Here is a 19,740-nt window from a genome sequence, read left to right on the forward strand (position 1 = left end):
AACTAAGATTTTTTCAAGCATATTCCGGTAAGAATCCGGCCGCTTTTGACACCGAGGCGACGAGCGGAGAAATAATCCTCATACCGAATATAAGTACAGATGCCAGCGATCTCTATATGCTCGGAGAGCAATCCTGCCTCTAACAATTGTAAACGGTTGGTTTCCCATAGATCGATATACGCTTTTTGAGTCTCCGCATTACGTCGAAGAATCCGCTCCATCGGGAAGCCCGCCATTTGAAAAGCTTTTACGACTTCCTCTCCCACCTCAAATGCCGCTTGACTGATAGAGGGACCTATTCCGGCAACCAATTGAGTGGGATCGCAATCGTATGCCTCGATCATCAAGCTTGCCGCCTTACGAGCTATATGTAAAACCGTACCCCGCCAACCCGCATGGACGGCAGCTACCACTTTACGATCCGGCGCATATAACAAGACAGGGACACAATCCGCCGTAGATACGGCTACACATACATCCGGAACATTCGTCACCAAAGCGTCCACGCCTTCCAAACGTAGCTTTCGCTCTTTATCATTCAGCGAAAGGAAAGACGCGTCGATCGCCAATACTCGATCCTCATGGGTCTGATGAGGTATAACCATATTCTCTAGGGAAATCCCGACCGCATTCGAAAGAAGTTCCAAGTTCTTCCGGATGAAGCCCGGATCATCCTCGGTATAAACGCCCGGATTCATCGAAGCGTACGTTCCCGTACTCACGCCGCCATGACGTGTTGTCGTAAAATGAGAAATGTCGCGGTATCCGCTTAACCCGGAGAACCGCGACACCTCTATTTGCTTATTTTCTTGTATCTTCATCTTCATCATCGTCCCAGTATTCCTCGTATTCCTCATCCGGGTCATCCTCGTCCTCGTCCACGGGGAAGATGTATTCGTCGTCGTCCTCAAATTCCAACGTGCTTACATCTATATTCTTATGGACAATTCGCTCTGCCTCATGGAAATTCTCCTTATTCAGCTCTTTCCATAAAAGGTCTTTCAACTCGACAATACCCAGTCCCGTGATAGAAGATATAAAGACATACGGAATTCCCTCCGGCAAGTCTTGCGACAAAGCCTCGATCAATTCCTCATCCAGCATATCGCTCTTGGTGATCGCCAGTACACGGCGTTTATCCAGCAATTCCGGATTATACTTCACTAACTCATTATGCAATATCTCGTATTCTTTCTTGATATCGTCTGCCTCAGCGGGAACCATGAACAATAACAATGAATTACGTTCGATATGACGTAAGAAACGAAGTCCCAAACCTTTTCCCTCGCTTGCTCCTTCGATAATACCCGGTATATCGGCCATTACGAACGAACGGTTATCGCGATAACTCACGATGCCTAAATTAGGCTCCAACGTAGTAAAAGGATAATTAGCGATCTTCGGTTTAGCGGCGGATACGACAGAAAGCAAGGTAGATTTACCCGCATTCGGGAAGCCTACCAAACCGACATCGGCCAGCAATTTCAACTGAAGAATCACCGTACGTTCCAATGCCGGCTCACCCGGTTGCGAATAACGGGGCGCTTGATTGGTAGCCGTCTTGAAGTTAAAATTCCCCAGACCGCCACGACCGCCTTTCAGCAACATCACTTGCTGACCGTCTTCCGTAACGTCGCAAATAAACTCTCCGGTCTCAGCATCGTAAACAACCGTACCGCAAGGAACCTCGATTACTCGATCCTCCCCGTCTTTACCCGAGCTACGCTTCGCGCTACCACTCTCACCATTGGTGGCCATGATATGACGCTCATATTTCAAGTGAAGGAGCGTCCAGTAATTCCGGTTACCACGGAGATACACATGACCTCCTCTCCCTCCATCGCCCCCGTCGGGACCTCCTTTCGGAATGTATTTCTCACGACGGAAGTGAGAAGACCCTCTTCCACCCTTTCCTGAGCGGCAATAGATCTTGACATAATCTACAAAGTTCGATTCAGCCATATTGGTTTATTTCAATTATTTTACGTTATTAACCGCCTCTTTGATACGACCGAAGATTTCCTCGATTGTTCCCATCCCTTTGATGGCCACGTGCTTGCCTTCACCTACATAGTAGTCTGCCAAAGGAGCTGTTTGAGTATGGTAAACATCCAGTCTGGATTTGATCGTCTCCAAGTTATCGTCAGAACGTCCGGATACTTTACCGCGCTCCAATAAACGCTTGATCAACTCCTCTTCCTCTACTTGAAGGTTCAACATAACGGAAACGTCTGTTCCACGCTCGTTCAACATCTTCTTCAAGGCTTTCGCTTGAGGGATCGTACGAGGGAAACCATCGAAGATTACGCCCTTAGCCGGCTTCTTGCTATCCAATACATTCGCCAACATATCAACGATCAACTCGTCCGGAACCAATTGTCCCTTCTCGATATAATCCTTAGCGATCTTGCCCAGTTCTGTCTCAGCCTTCATCTCGCCACGCAATACATCGCCAGTAGAGATATGATCCAAACCGTATTCTTTAATAATCAACTCACTTTGTGTTCCCTTACCTGAACCGGGAGCACCAAAAATAACCACGTTCAACATACTATTGTTCCTTTATTATATATAATGTATACTATTTTATTCCACAACCTTGTAGATATCCTTATATGAGCGGCCCAACTCATCATAATCCAAACCATGTCCCACGATAAAATCAGCGGGTATCTGTAAGCCTACATAATCCGGAGTCAACTCGCATTTCAAGGATTCCGGCTTGAAAAGCATCGTTGCCAATCTTACATCGGCGGCACCCTCGCTCCGAAGCTTCTCCATCACGTAGCTCATCGTAAAGCCCGTATCGATAATATCCTCCAATAAGATCACCATACGTCCGCGAATATCAGCCTGCACCGGCATGATCTCATTCAATATGCCCGTACTGGAAGTTCCTTGATACGAGGAATAACGAGCGAATGTCAGCTCATACGGAACATCCAGCTCACGCATCAGCTCGGCGACAAACATAAAAGCCCCGTTTAGCACACCCACGAATAGAGGATTTTTCCCTTCCACATCCGCTTTAATCTGAACGGCCATTTTAGCGATAGCCGCCTGAATATCCGACTCCGGAATAAACAGTTCAAATTCTTTGTCTTTTAGACGAATTCTGTCCATAAATCTTTCGGTTTTCGAGGGGACAAATGTACAACTTTTTCGGCGATGCACAAAAAAGTGTAGCAACATACCAAAGTTTGTTATACATTTGTAAGCAGAATAAAACCCCAGACATCTAGAATTATGATTAAGATATTCGCTACAGACAAGGTAAAGGAGCTCGACCAATATACGATTCAACACGAGCCAATTAGTTCGATCGACTTAGTGGAGCGTGCCGCTACGACGTTCGTCCATGAGTTTTGCCGGCGCTACTCCAAGCAGGTCCGCATCGTGATTTTCGCCGGTCAAGGCAATAACGGAGCCGACGCTTTGGCCATCGCCCGCCTTTTGAACGAGGAATCATACCGGGTAGAGACGTATTTATTCAACCCGACAGAGCATCTGTCCGTAGAGTGTGAGCAAAACAAGCAGCGTCTGCTCGACATGGAACGGATCGAATTTACGGAAGTGGTCCGTGACTTTGAGCCGCCGACGCTAACCGACCGAGACGTGGTGATCGATGGCTTGTTCGGTTCGGGATTAAACCGTCCTCTCACCGGAGGTTTCGCCGCTATGGTCAATTATATCAACCAATCCGAGGCGGAAGTCGTAGCGATCGATATTCCTTCCGGCTTATTCGGGGAAGATAATCGTAAGAATGACTCGGAGGCGATCATCAAGGCCAGCTTAACCTTGACATTCGGCTTCCCGAAACTGGCGTTTCTTTTTCCGGAGAATGAACAATACGTAGGCGAGTGGAAAATACTGGATATCGGAATCCATCCGGACGCAATTTATGAGACGGCTTCCCCTTACTCATTGGTTACGGAAGAAGATATATCCTATTCGTTAAAGTCTCGCAAACGTTTCGCCCATAAGGGAACGTTCGGACATGCTTTATTGATCGCCGGAAGTAAAGGAAAAATGGGAGCCGCCCTATTATCCGCGAAGGCATGCTTACGGAGTGGAGCCGGACTATTGACCGTGCATATCCCGACCCGAGGCGAATCAATCTTCCAGACCGCTTTCCCGGAAGCGATGTTAAGTCTAGACGCAAATCCTGATTATTTCTCTACGGTTCCCGAGATAGGTAGTTACTCCGCTGTCGGTATGGGACCGGGACTCGGACAGCATTTAGAATCCGCAGCAGCGATCGAACGTATCCTGCAATCCAGCACAAAACCAGTCGTTATCGATGCGGACGCTATTAATATAATGGCATCCAACAAGGACTTATTCAATAAGATCCCGCCACGGAGCATCCTCACTCCCCATCCGAAGGAGTTCGATCGGATAGCGGGTGAAAGCACGAACTCATACGACCGTTTGATGAAAGCGCAATCTTTCGCCGCCGAACATAAGATTTGTATCGTATTGAAAGGTGCTTATACCGCTATTTGTTCTCCGGCAGGAAACATTTATTTCAATAGTTGCGGAAATCCGGGCATGGCAACCGCCGGTAGCGGAGACGTGCTGACGGGCATCATCCTCAGCTTATTGGCGCAAGACTATTCTCCGGAAACTGCCGCTGTAGTCGGAGTATTCTTGCACGGCACAGCCGGTGATCTCGCCGCCGCTTTCCGCTCGGAAGAGAGCATGATCGCCAGCGACATCACGGATATGCTCGGAAAAGCGTTTAAGCAAATCAAATAAATCCAGCAAAAACAACGGGCGTTTTTACTCTCGTTTGTTACAATTACTACCGCTATTCCATATATTATACGGACTTACAGTGTACATATAGAATGGTGGTAGTAAATTTTCATGGTACCCCAACGCCTTTTGCTATCACATTTCAACCTTTTCTTACTCACTCAATAAATGTCGGCGATATCTTTTATGACAAAGCTCTGTAAAGTAGAGTTATTGTAACTTTTAAACATGTATAATTGTATCCCTATCATTTTATAGAAAAACACGTACATGAATTTTTTTAAACATGTACGACTTTTTTCGAAAACACGTACGTGTTTCAGCATAAACATCATGATATTTTCACAATGCTGATTATCAACACTTTAAATAAAGTATTCGATTACTGGCTTATTGTAGTATTTTCTGTAAAGAAAAGCTTCAGTCGTTGATACCATAACTATTACAGCAACATTTGGCTACATCATATAATGTATTTAGTGTATCCAAATCAGATATACTGCGTTGGCGATGTTTGTATATATTACTTGGCAAAGTCAGTACTACTGCGTTTGCCGACTAATAAATGACCGATTGCCATACACTTCCGTTAAAATAAATAAAAAAGGAAAAAGAGCTTACGTATCCCTTGCCCCAGAGTTGTCTCATATATAAAACACCGACAAATTTGTATTAACAATAAAGCTATACGTACATGAAAATAACAATCGTATCGTTCGCAATGGCAGCTGCTTTCGGTTTAATCGCCTGTGATAACACGAAGCATAACACATTGACCGAACAAGAGAAAGCGGAAGGTTGGGAACTTCTATTCGATGGGGAAACCTTGGATGGCTGGCGGGATTATAACGGAACTGCCTTGACCGGACCTTGGGAAGTTGTAAACGGAACCATCCAAGCGGACGGGCAAGGTAGCGATGCCAGCGGATACATCGTCACCGACAAGGCTTATGAGAATTTTGAGCTTTCGTGGGACTGGAAAATCTCGAAAGGAGGAAATAGCGGTTTATTATATCATGTGGTAGAACGTCCTCAATTCCCGGTTCCCTACGTTACCGGTCCCGAGTATCAATTGATTGATGATATCAATTTCGCGGAGCCATTGGAAGATTGGCAACGTTGCGGAGTGGATTACGCGATGTATTTACCGGACTTCAACACGATAAAAGTACATCCGGCCGGCGAATGGAACAACTCTAAGATTATTTTTGACAACGGACATGTCACCTACTTTATGAACGGGCACAAAACCGTAGAGTTCGATGCATGGTCTGATGATTGGTTCTCCCGTAAGAACAGCGGTAAATGGGCGAACGCTCCTGAATACGGATTAGCGCATAAAGGCTTGATTTGTTTGCAAGACCACGGTTATCCCGCATGGTTCCGTAATATCAAGATCAAGGAACTTCCCCGCAAGACACGAGAGGCTCGTTTATTCAACGGCGAGGACATTACAAACTGGGATAAATACGGCACAGAATTATGGTATGTAAAAGATGGTTTATTAGTATGCGAAAGTGGCCCGGATAAACAATACGGCTATCTAGCCACCCGGGAATATTACGACGATTTTGACCTTACCGTGGAATTTAAACAGGAAGCGGATGGTAATTCTGGCGTATTTATTCGTTCCTTTGTAGAAGAAAAAGATGTAAAGGTAAACGGCTGGCAAGTGGAAGTCGCCCCCAAAGGCTTTGACACGGGCGGTATCTACGAATCCTACGGACGAGGATGGTTGATACAGATCCCGGACGAGAAGGAGAACATCCTAAAACAAGGAGAGTGGAACACGATGCGTATCCGGGTACAAGGAGATAATGTACAGACTTGGCTCAACGGAGAGGAGATGGTAAACATCCGGGATGAAAAGATCGGAGCCGGTCAAGGGCGTATCGCTTTGCAAATACATGATGGTGGCGGCATCAAGGTTCTTTGGCGCAACCTTCATTTACAAACATTATAGAATATCGTTTTCTTAAAATTTAATAGTTATGAAAAACATTTCGAGAAGAAGTTTCCTCAAGACCGGAGCCGTAGCGGCAGCCGGACTAACGATCGTTCCGGGTTCTGTACTCGGTAAATCCTTTGGCTATACAGCTCCTAGTGACAAACTGAATATCGCGGGTATCGGTGTCGGCGGTATGGGACGTCGTAACCTCGCCAACATGAACACGGAGAATATCGTAGCTTTATGCGATGTAGATTGGCACTACGCGGACAAGACCTTCAAGGACTATCCGAAGGCTAAACGCTTTAAAGACTGGCGTGTCATGTTCGATGAGATGGGTAAATCAATCGATGCGATTATGGTAGCCACCCCAGACCATACACATGCCGGCGTGACCGCCCACGCAATCACGCTAGGCAAGCATTGCTATACGCAAAAACCGCTTACCCACTCCGTTTACGAATCGCGTTTGCTTACCAAACTGGCGAAGAAATATAAGGTAGCCACCCAAATGGGTAACCAAGGTAACTCATTCGACTGGTGCCGGCAGATCGCGGAGTGGATACAGTCTGGCGTAATCGGCGATGTATATGAGGTACATTGTTGGACAGACCGCCCCATCTGGCCCCAAGGCTTGATGAAGCCGAACGATACCCCGAAGTGCCCGAAGACACTGGATTGGGATTTATGGATCGGCCCGGCTCAAAAGCGGCCTTATAATCCGGTCTATACCCCTTGGAACTGGCGTGGATGGTGGGACTTCGGAACCGGGGCCTTGGGCGATATGGCTTGCCATATCATGGACCCGTTGTATTGGGCACTCGACTTAAAATATCCGACCAGCGTAATCGGCAGCTCTACTTTGAGTAACCTGTACTCCCCTCCTCACGCACAGATCGTAACCTATACATTCCCCGCACGTCCACCCAAAGGAAATGTCAAGATGCCGGAAGTGAAAGTCTATTGGTACGATGGTGGTCTGATGCCTCCCCGTCCGGAAGAATTGAAAGACGGGCAGATGATGGGCGACGAGAACGGCGGTATCATCTTCATCGGAACGAAAGGAAAGATCATGACAGGCTGTTATGGAATGAACCCGACCTTATTACCGGTTTCCGACATGGAACATTTCAACCAGCCCAAACCGACGATCCCGAGAGTGAAAGGTGGCAATGGAGACATATGGTCCACCAATGCCCATGAGCAAGACTGGATCCGGGCTTGCAAGGAATCCCCGGAAAATCGTACGGAAGCCTCATCCAACTTCCAGTTCTCCGGTCCGTTCAACGAGATGGTCGTGATGGGAGTCTTGGCCGTTCGCCTCTCCGGACTGCAAGGTTTGCATCGTGAGTTGCAATGGGATGGAGAGAACATGCGGTTTACGAACATCTCCCCGAACGATAAGATCAAGATCGTCACGGTGGATGATTTCAAGGTAATTGACGGAGATCCGCGTTTCGACCGTCGCTTCGCCGAGTTTAACGCTGCGGAAATGGCCAACGAATGGATCAAGCATACGTATAACAACGGTTTCTCTTTGCCGGATATGCCAAGATAAACCTTTTAATAACAGCCAAATATGATAAGACATATCTATAAAATAATGATAGCGATCGTTTGCTGCCTATTGGCTATTCCAAGCGAAGCGCAAACGAAGGCCGAGAAGAACGGATGGCGTCTAGGGATGCAATCCTATAGTTTCCACCTGTTCCCTTTGACGGAAGCTCTCGATAAGACACAAGAACTGGGATTGAAATACATCGAGATTTATCCCGGCCATAAGCTCGGTGGTAAATGGGGAGATAAAGTATTCGATTTCAACCTTGATGCGCAGACCCAGAAAGAGATCAAGGAGCTTGCGGCATCCAAAGGTATCAAGATCGTAGGAACCGGGGTGTATGTAGCCGAAAAGTCGTCCGATTGGGAAAAGATGTTCAAATTCGCGAAAGCGATGGACCTAGAGTTCATTACTTGCGAACCGGCTTTAAGTGACTGGGACTTGGTAGAAAAATTGTCCAAGCAATACAACATTAAGATCTCCGTCCATAATCACCCGCAGCCTTCCGACTACTGGAAACCTGAGAACCTGTTGAAAGCCATCTCCGGACGCAGTCAATCGCTTGGTTCTTGTTCCGATGTGGGGCATTGGCGTCGGGAGGGGCTAAACCAGATTGATTGCTTAAAGCAACTCAAAGGTCGAATCATCTCTTTGCATTTCAAGGATATCGCCCCGAAAAAAGCAGGAGAGAATGAGCAGCACGACGTGATCTGGGGCACAGGCATCCTAGATGTAAAGGGAATGTTGAAAGAACTCAAATCCCAGAATTTCAAGGGAGTATTCTCTATCGAGTATGAATACAACTGGGAAAACTCTGTACCGGACATTAAAGAATGTATCCAATACTTCAATAAAACCGCAAACGAAATCTTATAATAGGGATTAGCATTAATTGACAGGTAGTAAGCGTATAGGCCCAAGGGACGTTCTCCTAGCCTATACGCTCCACCTTTCTAATAATACACGGGAATAAAATGGCATCTGACAACAAAATAATCGAATTGATCAAACAAGGAGATATAGCCGCCTTTAATACCCTGTTCAAGTCTGTTTATCTCCAACTTTATATACATTGCCGAAAATTTATCCCCGCCCCGGAAGACGCAAAAGACATCTTACAAAACGTCTTCCTCCGCTTTTGGGAAAAGCGTGAGAACATCGATATTCACACGTCTTTAAACGCTTATTTATACAGGGCTATACAGAACGAATGCCTCAATTACCTTCGTTCTACCGGAACTCCCTATCTGATTAGCCATAATTAATAAATTTAAGATTAATAATAAGATCTAACAATGTTACGTTTTTTATCCGTATTACACTAAAAATCATCCATTTCTCATAAGCAAGACTGTTTTTAAGATTAATAATTCAATGATTTATTATTTGATTACTATAGTATCTTTCAGTATTTGATAGCGAATACCCGTATTCGTCTTTATCACATTGAGAATCTCCGATAAATCTTCGTTGTTACGGAAACTACCGCTAAACCTTAATTTTTTTATCCCTTGATTTTCATAACGAAATACAACGTTATAGTTCCTTTCCAACAACTTTGTTATATCTTGCAGATACATCATTTTAAAAGACAAGAAACCTCCTCTCCATTGAGCGAATAGTTTCTTATCGTAAGGTACTACTTCTATCTTATTTCTACTTTTATCATAAACCGCCACTTGGTTAGGCTCAAGTAAGACCTCTTGTTTAGTCAACGTAGGTTGTACGGCGACCTTGCCATTGAACAAGGTTGTGGTTAGTTGCGAGTCTTCCATATAAGCGGAAACATTAAAGGCCGTACCAATCGCTTTCACATCAATACCGTTTGCCTTTACAACAAATGGTAAGTCTTTATTCTTTGCGACTTCAAAATAAGCTTCTCCATCCAAATAAATGCTACGATTGGAATGGCCGTAGTTCTCCGCATATTCTAGAGTTGTACAAGAGTTAAGCCAAACCCTCGTACCATCCGGTAATTGCAAATAGCTCTTCTCTCCTTTGCTCGTTACTAATTTATAATTTCCAACTGTCGATAAGTTCTCTTGATTCGTAAGATACAACGTTGATAGTGAAACACCTATGCCCAAAACCACGGCAGCGGCATATTTCATGTATTGAAGGAATAGCCTTCTTGTTTTCATTTTGGAAATAGTTTTTTTCTCTATGGATGAAAACAAACGCTCCCACTCCCTATCAACATCTACTTCGTCTTTGAGACTTTCCGCAATTATATTTTTTATATATTCTTTCATTGTTTTTTCTCGATTCTATATGTATGACACTTCAAAACGATGTGCTACTTACAAGATTGATAGATTTTTGTATTATATTTTTTCAAGAAACCAGATAATCTTTCAATCTACTTTTCAAAATCTTAAGGGCTCTATATATCTGTGTTTCCACTGTACGGACGGAGATATCCAATTTATCTGCGATCTCTTGGTTCTTGAGTCCATTTATACGACTCAATTTAAAAATGGATTTACATTGATCTGGTAATTCCTCTATCGTATTTTCCGTGATTCGTTCTATTTCAAAAATACTAAGTATCGAATAAGGATCATTATCTTCCACAGCCTCTTGTTTATCCATCTCTGATATTTCATATCGGGGAATGTCAATGGTTCCGGTAGAACTAATTACAGAACCCTGAAAAAATCATTATTTTTAGGTTTGTGCTTAACCTTTTTCCAGCCGTACACAGTAGCGGCATCAGCACAAATTATATCCTTAAATATCACAAAAGGAACTATCACTGAAGTTTTTAAGGCGATTGAAGACCAAAGTGAATATAAATTCTTTTATAATGACAATCAAATCAATTTGAATAAACGGGTTGATGTCAATATCCATGAAGAATCCATAGAACAAGTATTAAACAATGTCTTTAGAGGTACGGATATTACGTATAAGATCGTCAAGAATCACGTAGTACTTACCAACAAGACCATGAAAGATACGGAGTTGCCATCCACCAACCAAAATCGCAAACGGCTAACCGGACAAGTAGTAGGACAAGATGGGGAGCCTCTGATCGGAGTAAACGTTGTAGTGAAAGGTACTACAATCGGATCTATGACCGATATGGACGGAAACTACATTCTAGAGAATGTTCCCTCCAATGCTACCGTTGAATTCTCGTACATCGGCTATCTCCAACAAAGTATCAACGTAGGCAATAAAAGTAACCTCAACGTCACTTTAGCGGAAGACACTCAAAAGTTGGATGAGGTAGTAGTTGTTGGTTACGGTTCCTTCAAGAAAAGAGATTTAACCGGAGCTGTTTCTCAAGTAAAAGGAGACGAGATCTCGAACCTACCGCTTCGCAGCGCCGCCGACGCCTTGCAAGGAAAAGCAGCCGGTGTAACCATAACATCTAGTTCCGGTAGCCCAGGTTCACTCGGTAATGTCCGTATCCGTGGTGTCGGTACTATCAATAATAATGATCCGTTGTATGTAGTAGATGGTCTACCTCAAGGTGATATCGGTTGGTTAAATGCCCGTGATATCGAGAGCATAGAGGTATTGAAAGACGCTTCCGCACAAGCGATCTATGGTGCCCGTGCTGCCAACGGTGTGATCCTAGTATCCACAAAGCGAGGAGCTTCCGGCGAGAGTTACCGAAGCAACATCGAGTTTGATATGAACATTGGTTTCCAAGATGTAGTGAAAACGTATGACATGCTAGACGCCGAAGGTTTCATGGAATATAAGAACCGGGCTTACGCCGCATCCGGGAAAGCCTTGATCGATGATTTCGCCACACCAGAGAAGCGAGAGCAGATCCTTACTTTCCTAGGGAAAAACGGAGGACGATCCGGTACGGATTGGTGGAAAGAGAGCACCCGTAAACCCAAGGAAGCTATCAGTCAGAATTACAACCTAGCTTTCTCCGGAGGTATGAAGAAACTCAGATACCGTGCTAGCTTTGGCTATATGGATCAACAAGGAATCTTGAAAGGTTCCGACTATGAACGCCTCTCCGGTCGGTTGAACGTAGACTCTGAGGTAACCAAGTGGTTGAACCTCTCCGCAAATGTGAACGTCACGTACGAATCCAGGCGCAACCTAGATGAGAATAACTCTTACACAGCAACCGTGTTCAGTACCCTTGCGGCAGACCCAATCACTCCGGTATATCGCGACAACCTAGTGGATATCCCAGATTTCTTGCAAAACCGAATTATGGGTGGTTATGAGCCGACCAATCCTTGGTCTCGCTATACAGGCGTAATTTACTCAAACAAACCGAACACGGTTGGACAGGTAGACCGCTCCGCATTAAATCAATGGCACGGGATCGCCACGAAAAGTAATATCTCCGGCGAAGTCAAGTTGTTACCCTTCTTGACCTTCAAATCCAGTATCGCTCTTGACTTAGTCCGTAACCAAAGCGACTCTTTCCGTCCTTCTTACTATCTGGATGGAGATGAGTACTCCACTTATGCGGGCGCCAGTCGGAGCGTAGCGAATAAAGATTACTGGGTATTCGACAATTACCTAACTTACAATCAAAAATTCGACAAACATGCGGTAACAGCCATGGTCGGTACCTCCGCAGAGAAAGAGCGCTACGAGGAGATCTACGCCTATAAAGAAGGACAGGTCAACAACAACCCGAACCAGCAGATCATCAACGCCGGTACCATGAATCCCGCCGCATCAGGCTACTACGCCACGAGTACGCTGAATTCTTATTTCGGTCGTGTATTTTATTCCTTTGACAACCGTTATATGATCACAGCCAATATCCGTTGGGATGGATCCTCTAAATTTGCGGATGGTAATCGCTGGGGTTACTTCCCCTCCGTATCCGCCGGTTGGAATTTCTCGGAAGAGAGCTTCATGAAGAACCTTGAGTGGCTGTCACAAGGTAAGTTAAGAGCAGCTTGGGGTGAGATCGGGAACCAGACTATCTCCTCCGGAGCCTATATGAATACGTTCGGAAATGGTAGCTACTACCTCTTCGGTAATCCGTATCAGACGAACTTGTATGCCGGACGTACGCAGGTGGGTAATCCGGATCTGAAATGGGAGACTACTCGCCAACTGGACTTCGGATTGGATTTGGCCTTTTTCCAAGGTTCCTTGAGAGCAACCTTCGACTACTTTGACCGTCAGACAAGTGATATGTTGGTGCAAGTACCCGTGCCCAGTTCACTAGGATTCCCCAACACGCCGTGGATGAATGCCGGTAGCGTAAGCAATAAAGGTTTTGAAGTAACGCTCGGATACGACGGTAAGATCGGGAACGACTTCCAATATCATATCAACGGAAACGTATCCACCTATAAAAATAAGGTAAAAAGCCTAGGTAGTGGAGCGAATATTCCGGGTAAAGGCATCCATCTAGGATACTTCTCCTATACGATGACAGAGCCAGGACAACCGATCGGTTATTTCTACGGATATAAAACCGATGGTGTCTTCCAGACCCAAGAAGAGATCGACAACTACAAGAACAACGGTCAAATGGTAATGCCAAACGCAAAGCCGGGCGACTTAAAGTTCCAAGATTTGAACAAAGATGGTAAACTAGACGACGAAGACCGCACGATGACAGGAAATCCTCATCCAGACTTCACCTTTGGTTTGACCTTAGGCGCAGAATGGAAAGGATTCGACATCTCCGCCTTCTTCCAAGGATCAGTCGGCAATGACATCTTAAACATATTGAAATATGACATCTATTCAGGTACCGGTTGGTACAATGCTCCGAAGGATATATTAACAACCTACTGGAACGGACCGGGTAGTACAAACGAGAACTTCGCAATCGATGCGGATAGCCGCATGAACTTGGAGATGTCCGATTGGTATGTGGAAAATGGTTCTTATGTTCGCTTGAAGAACCTGACAATCGGTTATACGCTTCCGTCCGAATGGACTAAGAAGATCACGATCAACAACCTTCGTTTCTTTGTTGCCGCACAGAACTTATTCACGATCACCGGTTATTCCGGACTAGATCCTGAGATCGGAGAGATCAATAACTCGCCTCTTTACAAAGGCTGTGATATGGGATTCTATCCGCAACCGCGTACATTCATGTTCGGTCTTAGTTTGAAATTATAATCTTAAAATGAATTATTATGAAATCTATAGTTAACATAGGGAAATTACTTGTATCGATCGCATGCGTCGGTGCCCTTACGACAAGCTGTAACAGCGACTTTCTAGACCGCCCGCCATTGGGAACATTGGATGAGGTAACTTATCTGAGTACCAAGGATGCCGGCTACAAACTTTTGGTCAATTGCTATCAGCCCTTACAAGATAGCTGGAACTATCAGGACATGAAATTTGTCTTGGGAGATCAATTGAGCGACGACTGCTCCAAAGGCGGCTCTGATGCAGGAGACCGCGTTCGTATCACGGAAATCGCCCGCGGGACACCAATGGCGACTAATCAAGTCTTGTCCGACCTTTGGACTCATCGCTACCAAACAGCGATCTCAGCCTGCAACGTATTCCTGTCGCTAATCACACCTGAATCAGAATTGATCGATGATGCCGGAGGCTTGGTCAGCACAGAAACCAAACAGCGATGGATCGCAGAGGCTCAATTCATGCGTGCGTTCTATTACTACGACCTAGCTACAATCTTCCAGAATATTCCACTAATTGACAAGCCCATGGAAGTCGTCGACAAAAGTACGATCACGAAATCCAGCAAAGAGGAGGTCATGAACTTTATCCTGAAAGACCTGAACACCGCAATCGCCGAACCTAATCTACCTAATGCAAAAAGCCTTCCGACCAGCGAGATTGGGCGAATCACCAAAGAGGCCGCCATGGCTTTCCGTGCTAGGGTATTGATGTTCTACGGCAACTACGGAGAGGCTCTGAAAGACCTGAAGACAGTTGTCGAATCCGGAAGCTATGAATTAGTAGATGACTACGAGAAGCTATTCAATAACGCCACAGAGGGCTATATGTCAAAAGAGTCCGTCTTCATCACCCTGCGCTCTTACATTCCTAGCTACACTAGCGGTAGCGTTTGTCCACAAATGAATGTCGGTCGCGGTATTGCCGGCGGATGGGGCGGCGAGTGTCCGACGAAGGATTTGGTAGACGAGTATGAGGTAGGCGATCCACGCTTGGTACACACGGTATTGTCATCCGGCGATATATTCGTCAAGAACGATGGTTCCGAAGAGGTACACGACTATTCCGGCTACGACAATTTCCCACAGCAACACAGCCGTAAGCAGTATCCAGACTTCTCCAGACGGCCACTAAACGATTTATTGAACACGGATTGGACCCACTATCACATCCGCTATGCCGATGTATTGCTGATGTACGCTGAATGCCTGATCGAGACGGATGGCGACAAACAACTAGCGGCCGACCTGATCAACCAAGTACGTTATCGTGCCTTCGTGACAACCTCTTTGACAGATAGCTACGCTAAATACCGTAAGTTCAACCTCAAGGAGAGCGATCGAGTGACCGAGGATACTTTCAACGCTAAGTATAAAGTGAAAGCTTCCGATGATCTGCGTGCCGCCGTTCGCCACGAACGCCGTATCGAACTTGCAGGCGAGGGATTACGCTTCTACGACTTAATTCGCTGGGGCACCTTCGTATCTACAATGCAGAAATTCGGCAAGACTGATGAGGGCAAGTATTCCGGTGCCGGGACACTCGTCACCGATAAGACATACCCCTACCCGATTCCACAAAGCGAGATCGACTATGTAGGAGGCGCATTAACACAGAACGATAATTATTAATCTTCAATTTTTATTACTGTAGCCCCCGCAGATAGTCCTTCTTGTTGTCTGCGGGGGTTTCTATTCACGAAATACCTTAGAAATCCATGAAACGAATCTTATTTCTCCTAACCATCGCCCTCCTAAATTTGGGAAGTGGCCTATGCAAGACACGACAATCGTTAAGAATCATGAGCTACAACATCCGCATCGGGATCGGTATGGACCAACAGACCAATTTGAAGCGAATCGCTGAAGTGATCAACAAGATCCAGCCGGACTATGTCGGGCTACAAGAGGTGGACAGTGTATGCGAACGCTCTGGATGGATCAACCAATATGCAGAATTAGCACGGTTGACCGGCATGTATCCAATCTTCGCACCTGCCACAGAACGTTCTAAGGGATTATACGGAATCGCCGCACTCTCCCGCAAAAAACCTCGTAGCTACCAATACATACCTCTGCCGGGAAAGGAAGAGCCACGTACCTTCCTTTGTCTCGAATATCCGAACTATACCTTGTGTAACACACATTTCTCGCTCGACCCAGACTCTCGCCTGGCCTCTATACGACTCATCAATGAGACGATGAAAAGCGAAAACAAACCAATCCTGATCACCGGAGACTTCAACATGGAGCCAGACTCTAAGGAATTCAAGGCGATGAAACAAACGTGGAGGCTCTTATCCGACCCTACGTTAGAGACCTACCCCTCGGATCATCCCCGTTTGCGTTTAGATTATATCTTCGGCGACCTAAGGCATGAATTTAGGATTATCAACGACCAAGTGATCGATATCCAGTCGTCCGATCACCTGCCGATCTATATAGACGTGCTATTTTAAGCTTTCTCCCCCGGACATCCTCAGAATCCCGAACAATGCGAATCTAGAAATTCTTAATGTTGTCCGGGATTTTCATGCAATAAGAATACTTCCAATTGGTTTTAAGCAAAATATTTCCTAGTTTTGCGCAATAATATACAGAATTAAAATAAACTGGGATATGAAGAATATAATCATTATAGCTAGTTTACTCCTCGGGATGCCGCTTATGGCACAAACCAAGGTGGTAAAAAAGAACGCCGTAAAAGCCAATAATTTCGGAATCACCTACTCGTTGCCCAAGACCTCGCTAGTCGTAGACGCCGAAGTGACGAAAGTAACTTGCAAAGCCGGGCCTTACTATCAATATGCAGAGAAGTATCTAGGCGTAAAAGATGCAGTCACGGAAGATAAGATTTATTTCGATCTCGGAAAAATCAGTCTGATCAACCGGGGATTACCCGATGCGGATAATACCTATATCGTAGAATTCAAGCAAGGTACGGTCGCCCCTTACGCTTATCTTACCGAAGATGGATTATTATGCTCGATAAACGCAGAATATACACCAGTTGAATCCGAGCTAGATGCCGCAAAGAAAAATAAAGGCTCCCAACAAAAAGTGACAGACACTTCCGTTTTCTCGGAGGAATTACTAATGGCAGGCTCCACCGCCAAACAAGCGGAGGTGGCCGCTAAACAAATTTACCGTATCCGGGAAAGCCGTTTGAACATCTTGACCGGCGAGGCGGATAATTTACCCCCCGATGGTGAAGCCATGAAACTGGTGATCCAGCAATTGGAGGAGCAAGAAAAAGCATTAACAAACCTATTCACCGGAATCTTGACCAAAGAAACCGAGCATTATGAGGTAAGTATCATCCCCCACGACAACTTAGATAAAGAGGTATTGTTCCGTTTCTCCAAACAGCTAGGTATCGTAGACGCTGACGATTTGGGCGGTACCCCTGTCTATATGAACTTGAAAGCGACAGAAAGAGCTCCGATCCTTGATGCCAAGGAAGCCGAGAAGAAAGACAAATCATTGAAAGGAATCGTCTACAATGTTCCGGGAAAAGCCAGCATAGAAATACTAATGAACAAAAAAACGCTCTACAAAGGAGAGGCCCAAATTACTCAATTCGGAACACGGGAAGGATTAGCCCCTGTTATGTTTGAGGATAAGAAAGCCCCCGTCAAAGTTCTTTTCTATCCGGAAACCGGCGCCATAAAGCAAATTATTCAATAAGTATAAACTAATATTATCTAAAACACATGTTACAAGGACAACCTAAAGGTCTCTATGCCCTAGCACTCGCGAACACGGGCGAACGCTTCGGTTATTACACGATGCTTGCGATTTTCACATTATTCTTGCAAGCGAAATTCGGCTATACGGCCGCTGAGACATCAACGATTTTCGCTAGCTTCTTAGCGTTCGTGTATTTTATGCCATTGATTGGCGGTATGATGGCCGATAAGTTCGGTTATGGAAAGATGGTTACCTCGGGTATCATCATCATGTTTGTCGGTTATCTTTTATTAGCCATCCCAACAGATGCCGCCTCGGGAAAAATCATGATGTTCGGCTCGCTAGCGCTAATCGCTTGCGGTACCGGATTATTTAAAGGTAACTTACAGGTGATGGTAGGTAATCTTTATGATGCCCCGGAATATAGAAGTAAACGTGACCAAGCCTTTAGTTTGTTTTATATGGCGATCAATATCGGTGCCATGTACGCGCCTACGGCTGCCACTAAAATGACAGACTGGATGTTGGGTAAGTATAACCTTTTCTACGAGTCACAAATTCCGGCACTCGCTCACCAATTCTTAAACGGAACCATCTCCGCAGAGAACAAAGAGGCACTCGCCGCTCTGCAAAGCGCACAAGGTTTCACCGGCGATATGGCTACGTTCTGTTCCACGTATATCGAGAAGTTGTCTGAGGCATACAACTATGGATTCGGTGTGGCTTGTATCTCATTGATCATATCGATGGCTATCTATATGGGATTCCGCTCTACCTTTAAGCATGCGGATGTCAATACCAAACAAGCAAAGGCTTCCCACGCTCCGCAAGAGGAATTGTCACCTGCCGAGACGAAACAACGTATCACCGCCTTGCTGCTGGTATTCGCCGTGGTATTGTTCTTCTGGATGGCTTTCCATCAAAATGGTCTGACAATGACGTTCTTTGCTCGCGACTATACGGCCAACCAAGTGACCGGACTGGATCGTATCGGCTTTGATGTGATTAACTTAACATTATTGGTTATCGCCGTGTATGGAGGATTCGCTATCGCACAATCCACAACGAGCAAAGGCAAAACGATCGCCGGCATCGTGACCGTGGCCGCATTAGCCGCTCTAGGTATCAAATATATGGCTATGCCGGAAACCGTAACGATCCTTCCGCAGACCTTCCAGCAATTTAACCCGTTCTTCGTGGTTGTATTGACTCCGGTATCGTTGGCGATCTTTGGTTATCTGGCTAATAAGAAGAAAGAGCCGTCCGCTCCTCGTAAGATCGGATTGGGTATGATGATCGCCGCTTGCGGTTTCTTGATCTTAGCGATCGGTTCTATGGGCTTGCCTACACCGGACGCTTTAGCGGCAGATAGCAAATTGCAGGTATTGGTTTCTCCGAACTGGTTGATCTCGACTTATCTGGTATTGACCTTCGCCGAATTATTGCTTTCTCCGATGGGTATCTCTTTCGTATCCAAAGTGGCTCCTCCTAAATACAAAGGTATGATGATGGGTGGTTGGTTCGTGGCTACGGCTATCGGTAACTATCTGGTCGCTATCATCGGTTATTTGTGGGGAAGCATGCAATTATGGATGGTATGGAGCGTGTTGATCGTTCTTTGCTTACTGTCTGCGTTGTTCATGTTCTCTATCATGAAGAAACTAGATAAAGTGGCTTGA

The 19,740-nt window shown here is 45.5% G+C and carries 16 protein-coding genes; 10 read left to right on the forward strand and 6 right to left on the reverse strand.

The annotated features are described in order from the left end of the window. Positions 1-2: 2 nt before the first annotated feature. From pgeF to hpt, 4 genes are read right to left on the reverse strand one after another with little or no spacing between them, the layout of a single operon-like run. The gene (gene pgeF, locus BDI_RS09485; protein WP_041525577.1) at positions 3-830 is read right to left on the reverse strand and encodes a peptidoglycan editing factor PgeF; all 828 of its coding nucleotides are present in this window, start codon (positions 828-830) and stop codon (positions 3-5) included. After that, positions 802-1,962 (reverse strand): GTPase ObgE, encoded by a 1,161-nt coding sequence (obgE, locus tag BDI_RS09490; protein ID WP_005854807.1) that lies wholly within the window; start codon positions 1,960-1,962, stop codon positions 802-804. Before obgE ends, pgeF begins: the two co-directional genes overlap by 29 nt. Positions 1,963-1,977: 15 nt before the next feature. Continuing rightward, a complete protein-coding gene (locus tag BDI_RS09495; RefSeq protein ID WP_005854805.1) occupies positions 1,978-2,550 on the reverse strand; it encodes an adenylate kinase in 573 nt (190 codons plus the stop codon). A gap of 36 nt (positions 2,551-2,586) precedes the next feature. After that, on the reverse strand, positions 2,587-3,123 hold the full coding sequence (gene hpt, locus BDI_RS09500) for a hypoxanthine phosphoribosyltransferase (RefSeq protein ID WP_010183721.1): 537 nt from the start codon (positions 3,121-3,123) through the stop codon (positions 2,587-2,589). A gap of 123 nt (positions 3,124-3,246) precedes the next feature. Here hpt and BDI_RS09505 point away from each other — a divergent pair, with 123 nt between their 5' ends. The 5 genes from BDI_RS09505 (at position 3,247) to BDI_RS09530 (ending at position 9,529) form a co-directional block, all read left to right on the forward strand. After that, positions 3,247-4,758 carry a bifunctional ADP-dependent NAD(P)H-hydrate dehydratase/NAD(P)H-hydrate epimerase gene (locus tag BDI_RS09505; protein ID WP_005854801.1) on the forward strand — a complete coding sequence of 504 codons (1,512 nt, stop codon included), beginning with the start codon at positions 3,247-3,249 and terminating at the stop codon, positions 4,756-4,758. A gap of 721 nt (positions 4,759-5,479) precedes the next feature. Then, complete coding sequence (locus BDI_RS09515) at positions 5,480-6,721, forward strand: 3-keto-disaccharide hydrolase (protein WP_370510636.1); 1,242 nt, start codon at positions 5,480-5,482, stop codon at positions 6,719-6,721. A 28-nt stretch (positions 6,722-6,749) separates the two neighbouring features. Next, positions 6,750-8,264 carry a Gfo/Idh/MocA family oxidoreductase gene (locus tag BDI_RS09520; RefSeq protein ID WP_005854795.1) on the forward strand — a complete coding sequence of 505 codons (1,515 nt, stop codon included), beginning with the start codon at positions 6,750-6,752 and terminating at the stop codon, positions 8,262-8,264. Positions 8,265-8,285: 21 nt separating this feature from the next. Continuing rightward, positions 8,286-9,140, forward strand: coding sequence for a sugar phosphate isomerase/epimerase family protein (locus BDI_RS09525; protein ID WP_005854793.1), 855 nt, complete (start codon positions 8,286-8,288; stop codon positions 9,138-9,140). Positions 9,141-9,238: 98 nt separating this feature from the next. Then, positions 9,239-9,529, forward strand: a complete 291-nt coding sequence (locus BDI_RS09530; RefSeq protein WP_005854791.1) for an RNA polymerase sigma factor — start codon at positions 9,239-9,241, stop codon at positions 9,527-9,529. 117 nt (positions 9,530-9,646) lie between these two features. Here BDI_RS09530 and BDI_RS09535 read toward each other — a convergent pair whose 3' ends face one another. Further along, positions 9,647-10,516, reverse strand: a complete 870-nt coding sequence (locus tag BDI_RS09535; protein ID WP_005854789.1) for a FecR family protein — start codon at positions 10,514-10,516, stop codon at positions 9,647-9,649. Between the two features lie 82 nt (positions 10,517-10,598). Further along, the gene (locus BDI_RS09540) at positions 10,599-10,856 is read right to left on the reverse strand and encodes a sigma-70 family RNA polymerase sigma factor (RefSeq protein WP_005854787.1); all 258 of its coding nucleotides are present in this window, start codon (positions 10,854-10,856) and stop codon (positions 10,599-10,601) included. Positions 10,857-10,937: 81 nt separating this feature from the next. Between BDI_RS09540 and BDI_RS09545 the strand changes: the two genes are divergently transcribed. From BDI_RS09545 to BDI_RS09565, 5 genes are all read left to right on the forward strand, one after another. Then, positions 10,938-14,339, forward strand: a complete 3,402-nt coding sequence (locus BDI_RS09545; RefSeq protein ID WP_008780181.1) for a TonB-dependent receptor — start codon at positions 10,938-10,940, stop codon at positions 14,337-14,339. Between the two features lie 17 nt (positions 14,340-14,356). Beyond that, positions 14,357-16,003, forward strand: coding sequence for a RagB/SusD family nutrient uptake outer membrane protein (locus tag BDI_RS09550; protein WP_011966626.1), 1,647 nt, complete (start codon positions 14,357-14,359; stop codon positions 16,001-16,003). 170 nt (positions 16,004-16,173) lie between these two features. Then, positions 16,174-16,830: an endonuclease/exonuclease/phosphatase family protein gene (locus BDI_RS09555; RefSeq protein ID WP_228002592.1), complete on the forward strand. Its 657-nt coding sequence runs from the start codon at positions 16,174-16,176 to the stop codon at positions 16,828-16,830. Between the two features lie 160 nt (positions 16,831-16,990). Beyond that, on the forward strand, positions 16,991-18,058 hold the full coding sequence (locus BDI_RS09560; protein ID WP_008780178.1) for a DUF4831 family protein: 1,068 nt from the start codon (positions 16,991-16,993) through the stop codon (positions 18,056-18,058). 26 nt (positions 18,059-18,084) lie between these two features. Continuing rightward, entirely contained in the window at positions 18,085-19,740 is a 1,656-nt protein-coding gene (locus BDI_RS09565; RefSeq protein ID WP_011966627.1) for a peptide MFS transporter, read from the forward strand.

Source organism: Parabacteroides distasonis ATCC 8503 (assembly GCF_000012845.1).
Classification (GTDB): Bacteria; Bacteroidota; Bacteroidia; order Bacteroidales; family Tannerellaceae; genus Parabacteroides; species Parabacteroides distasonis.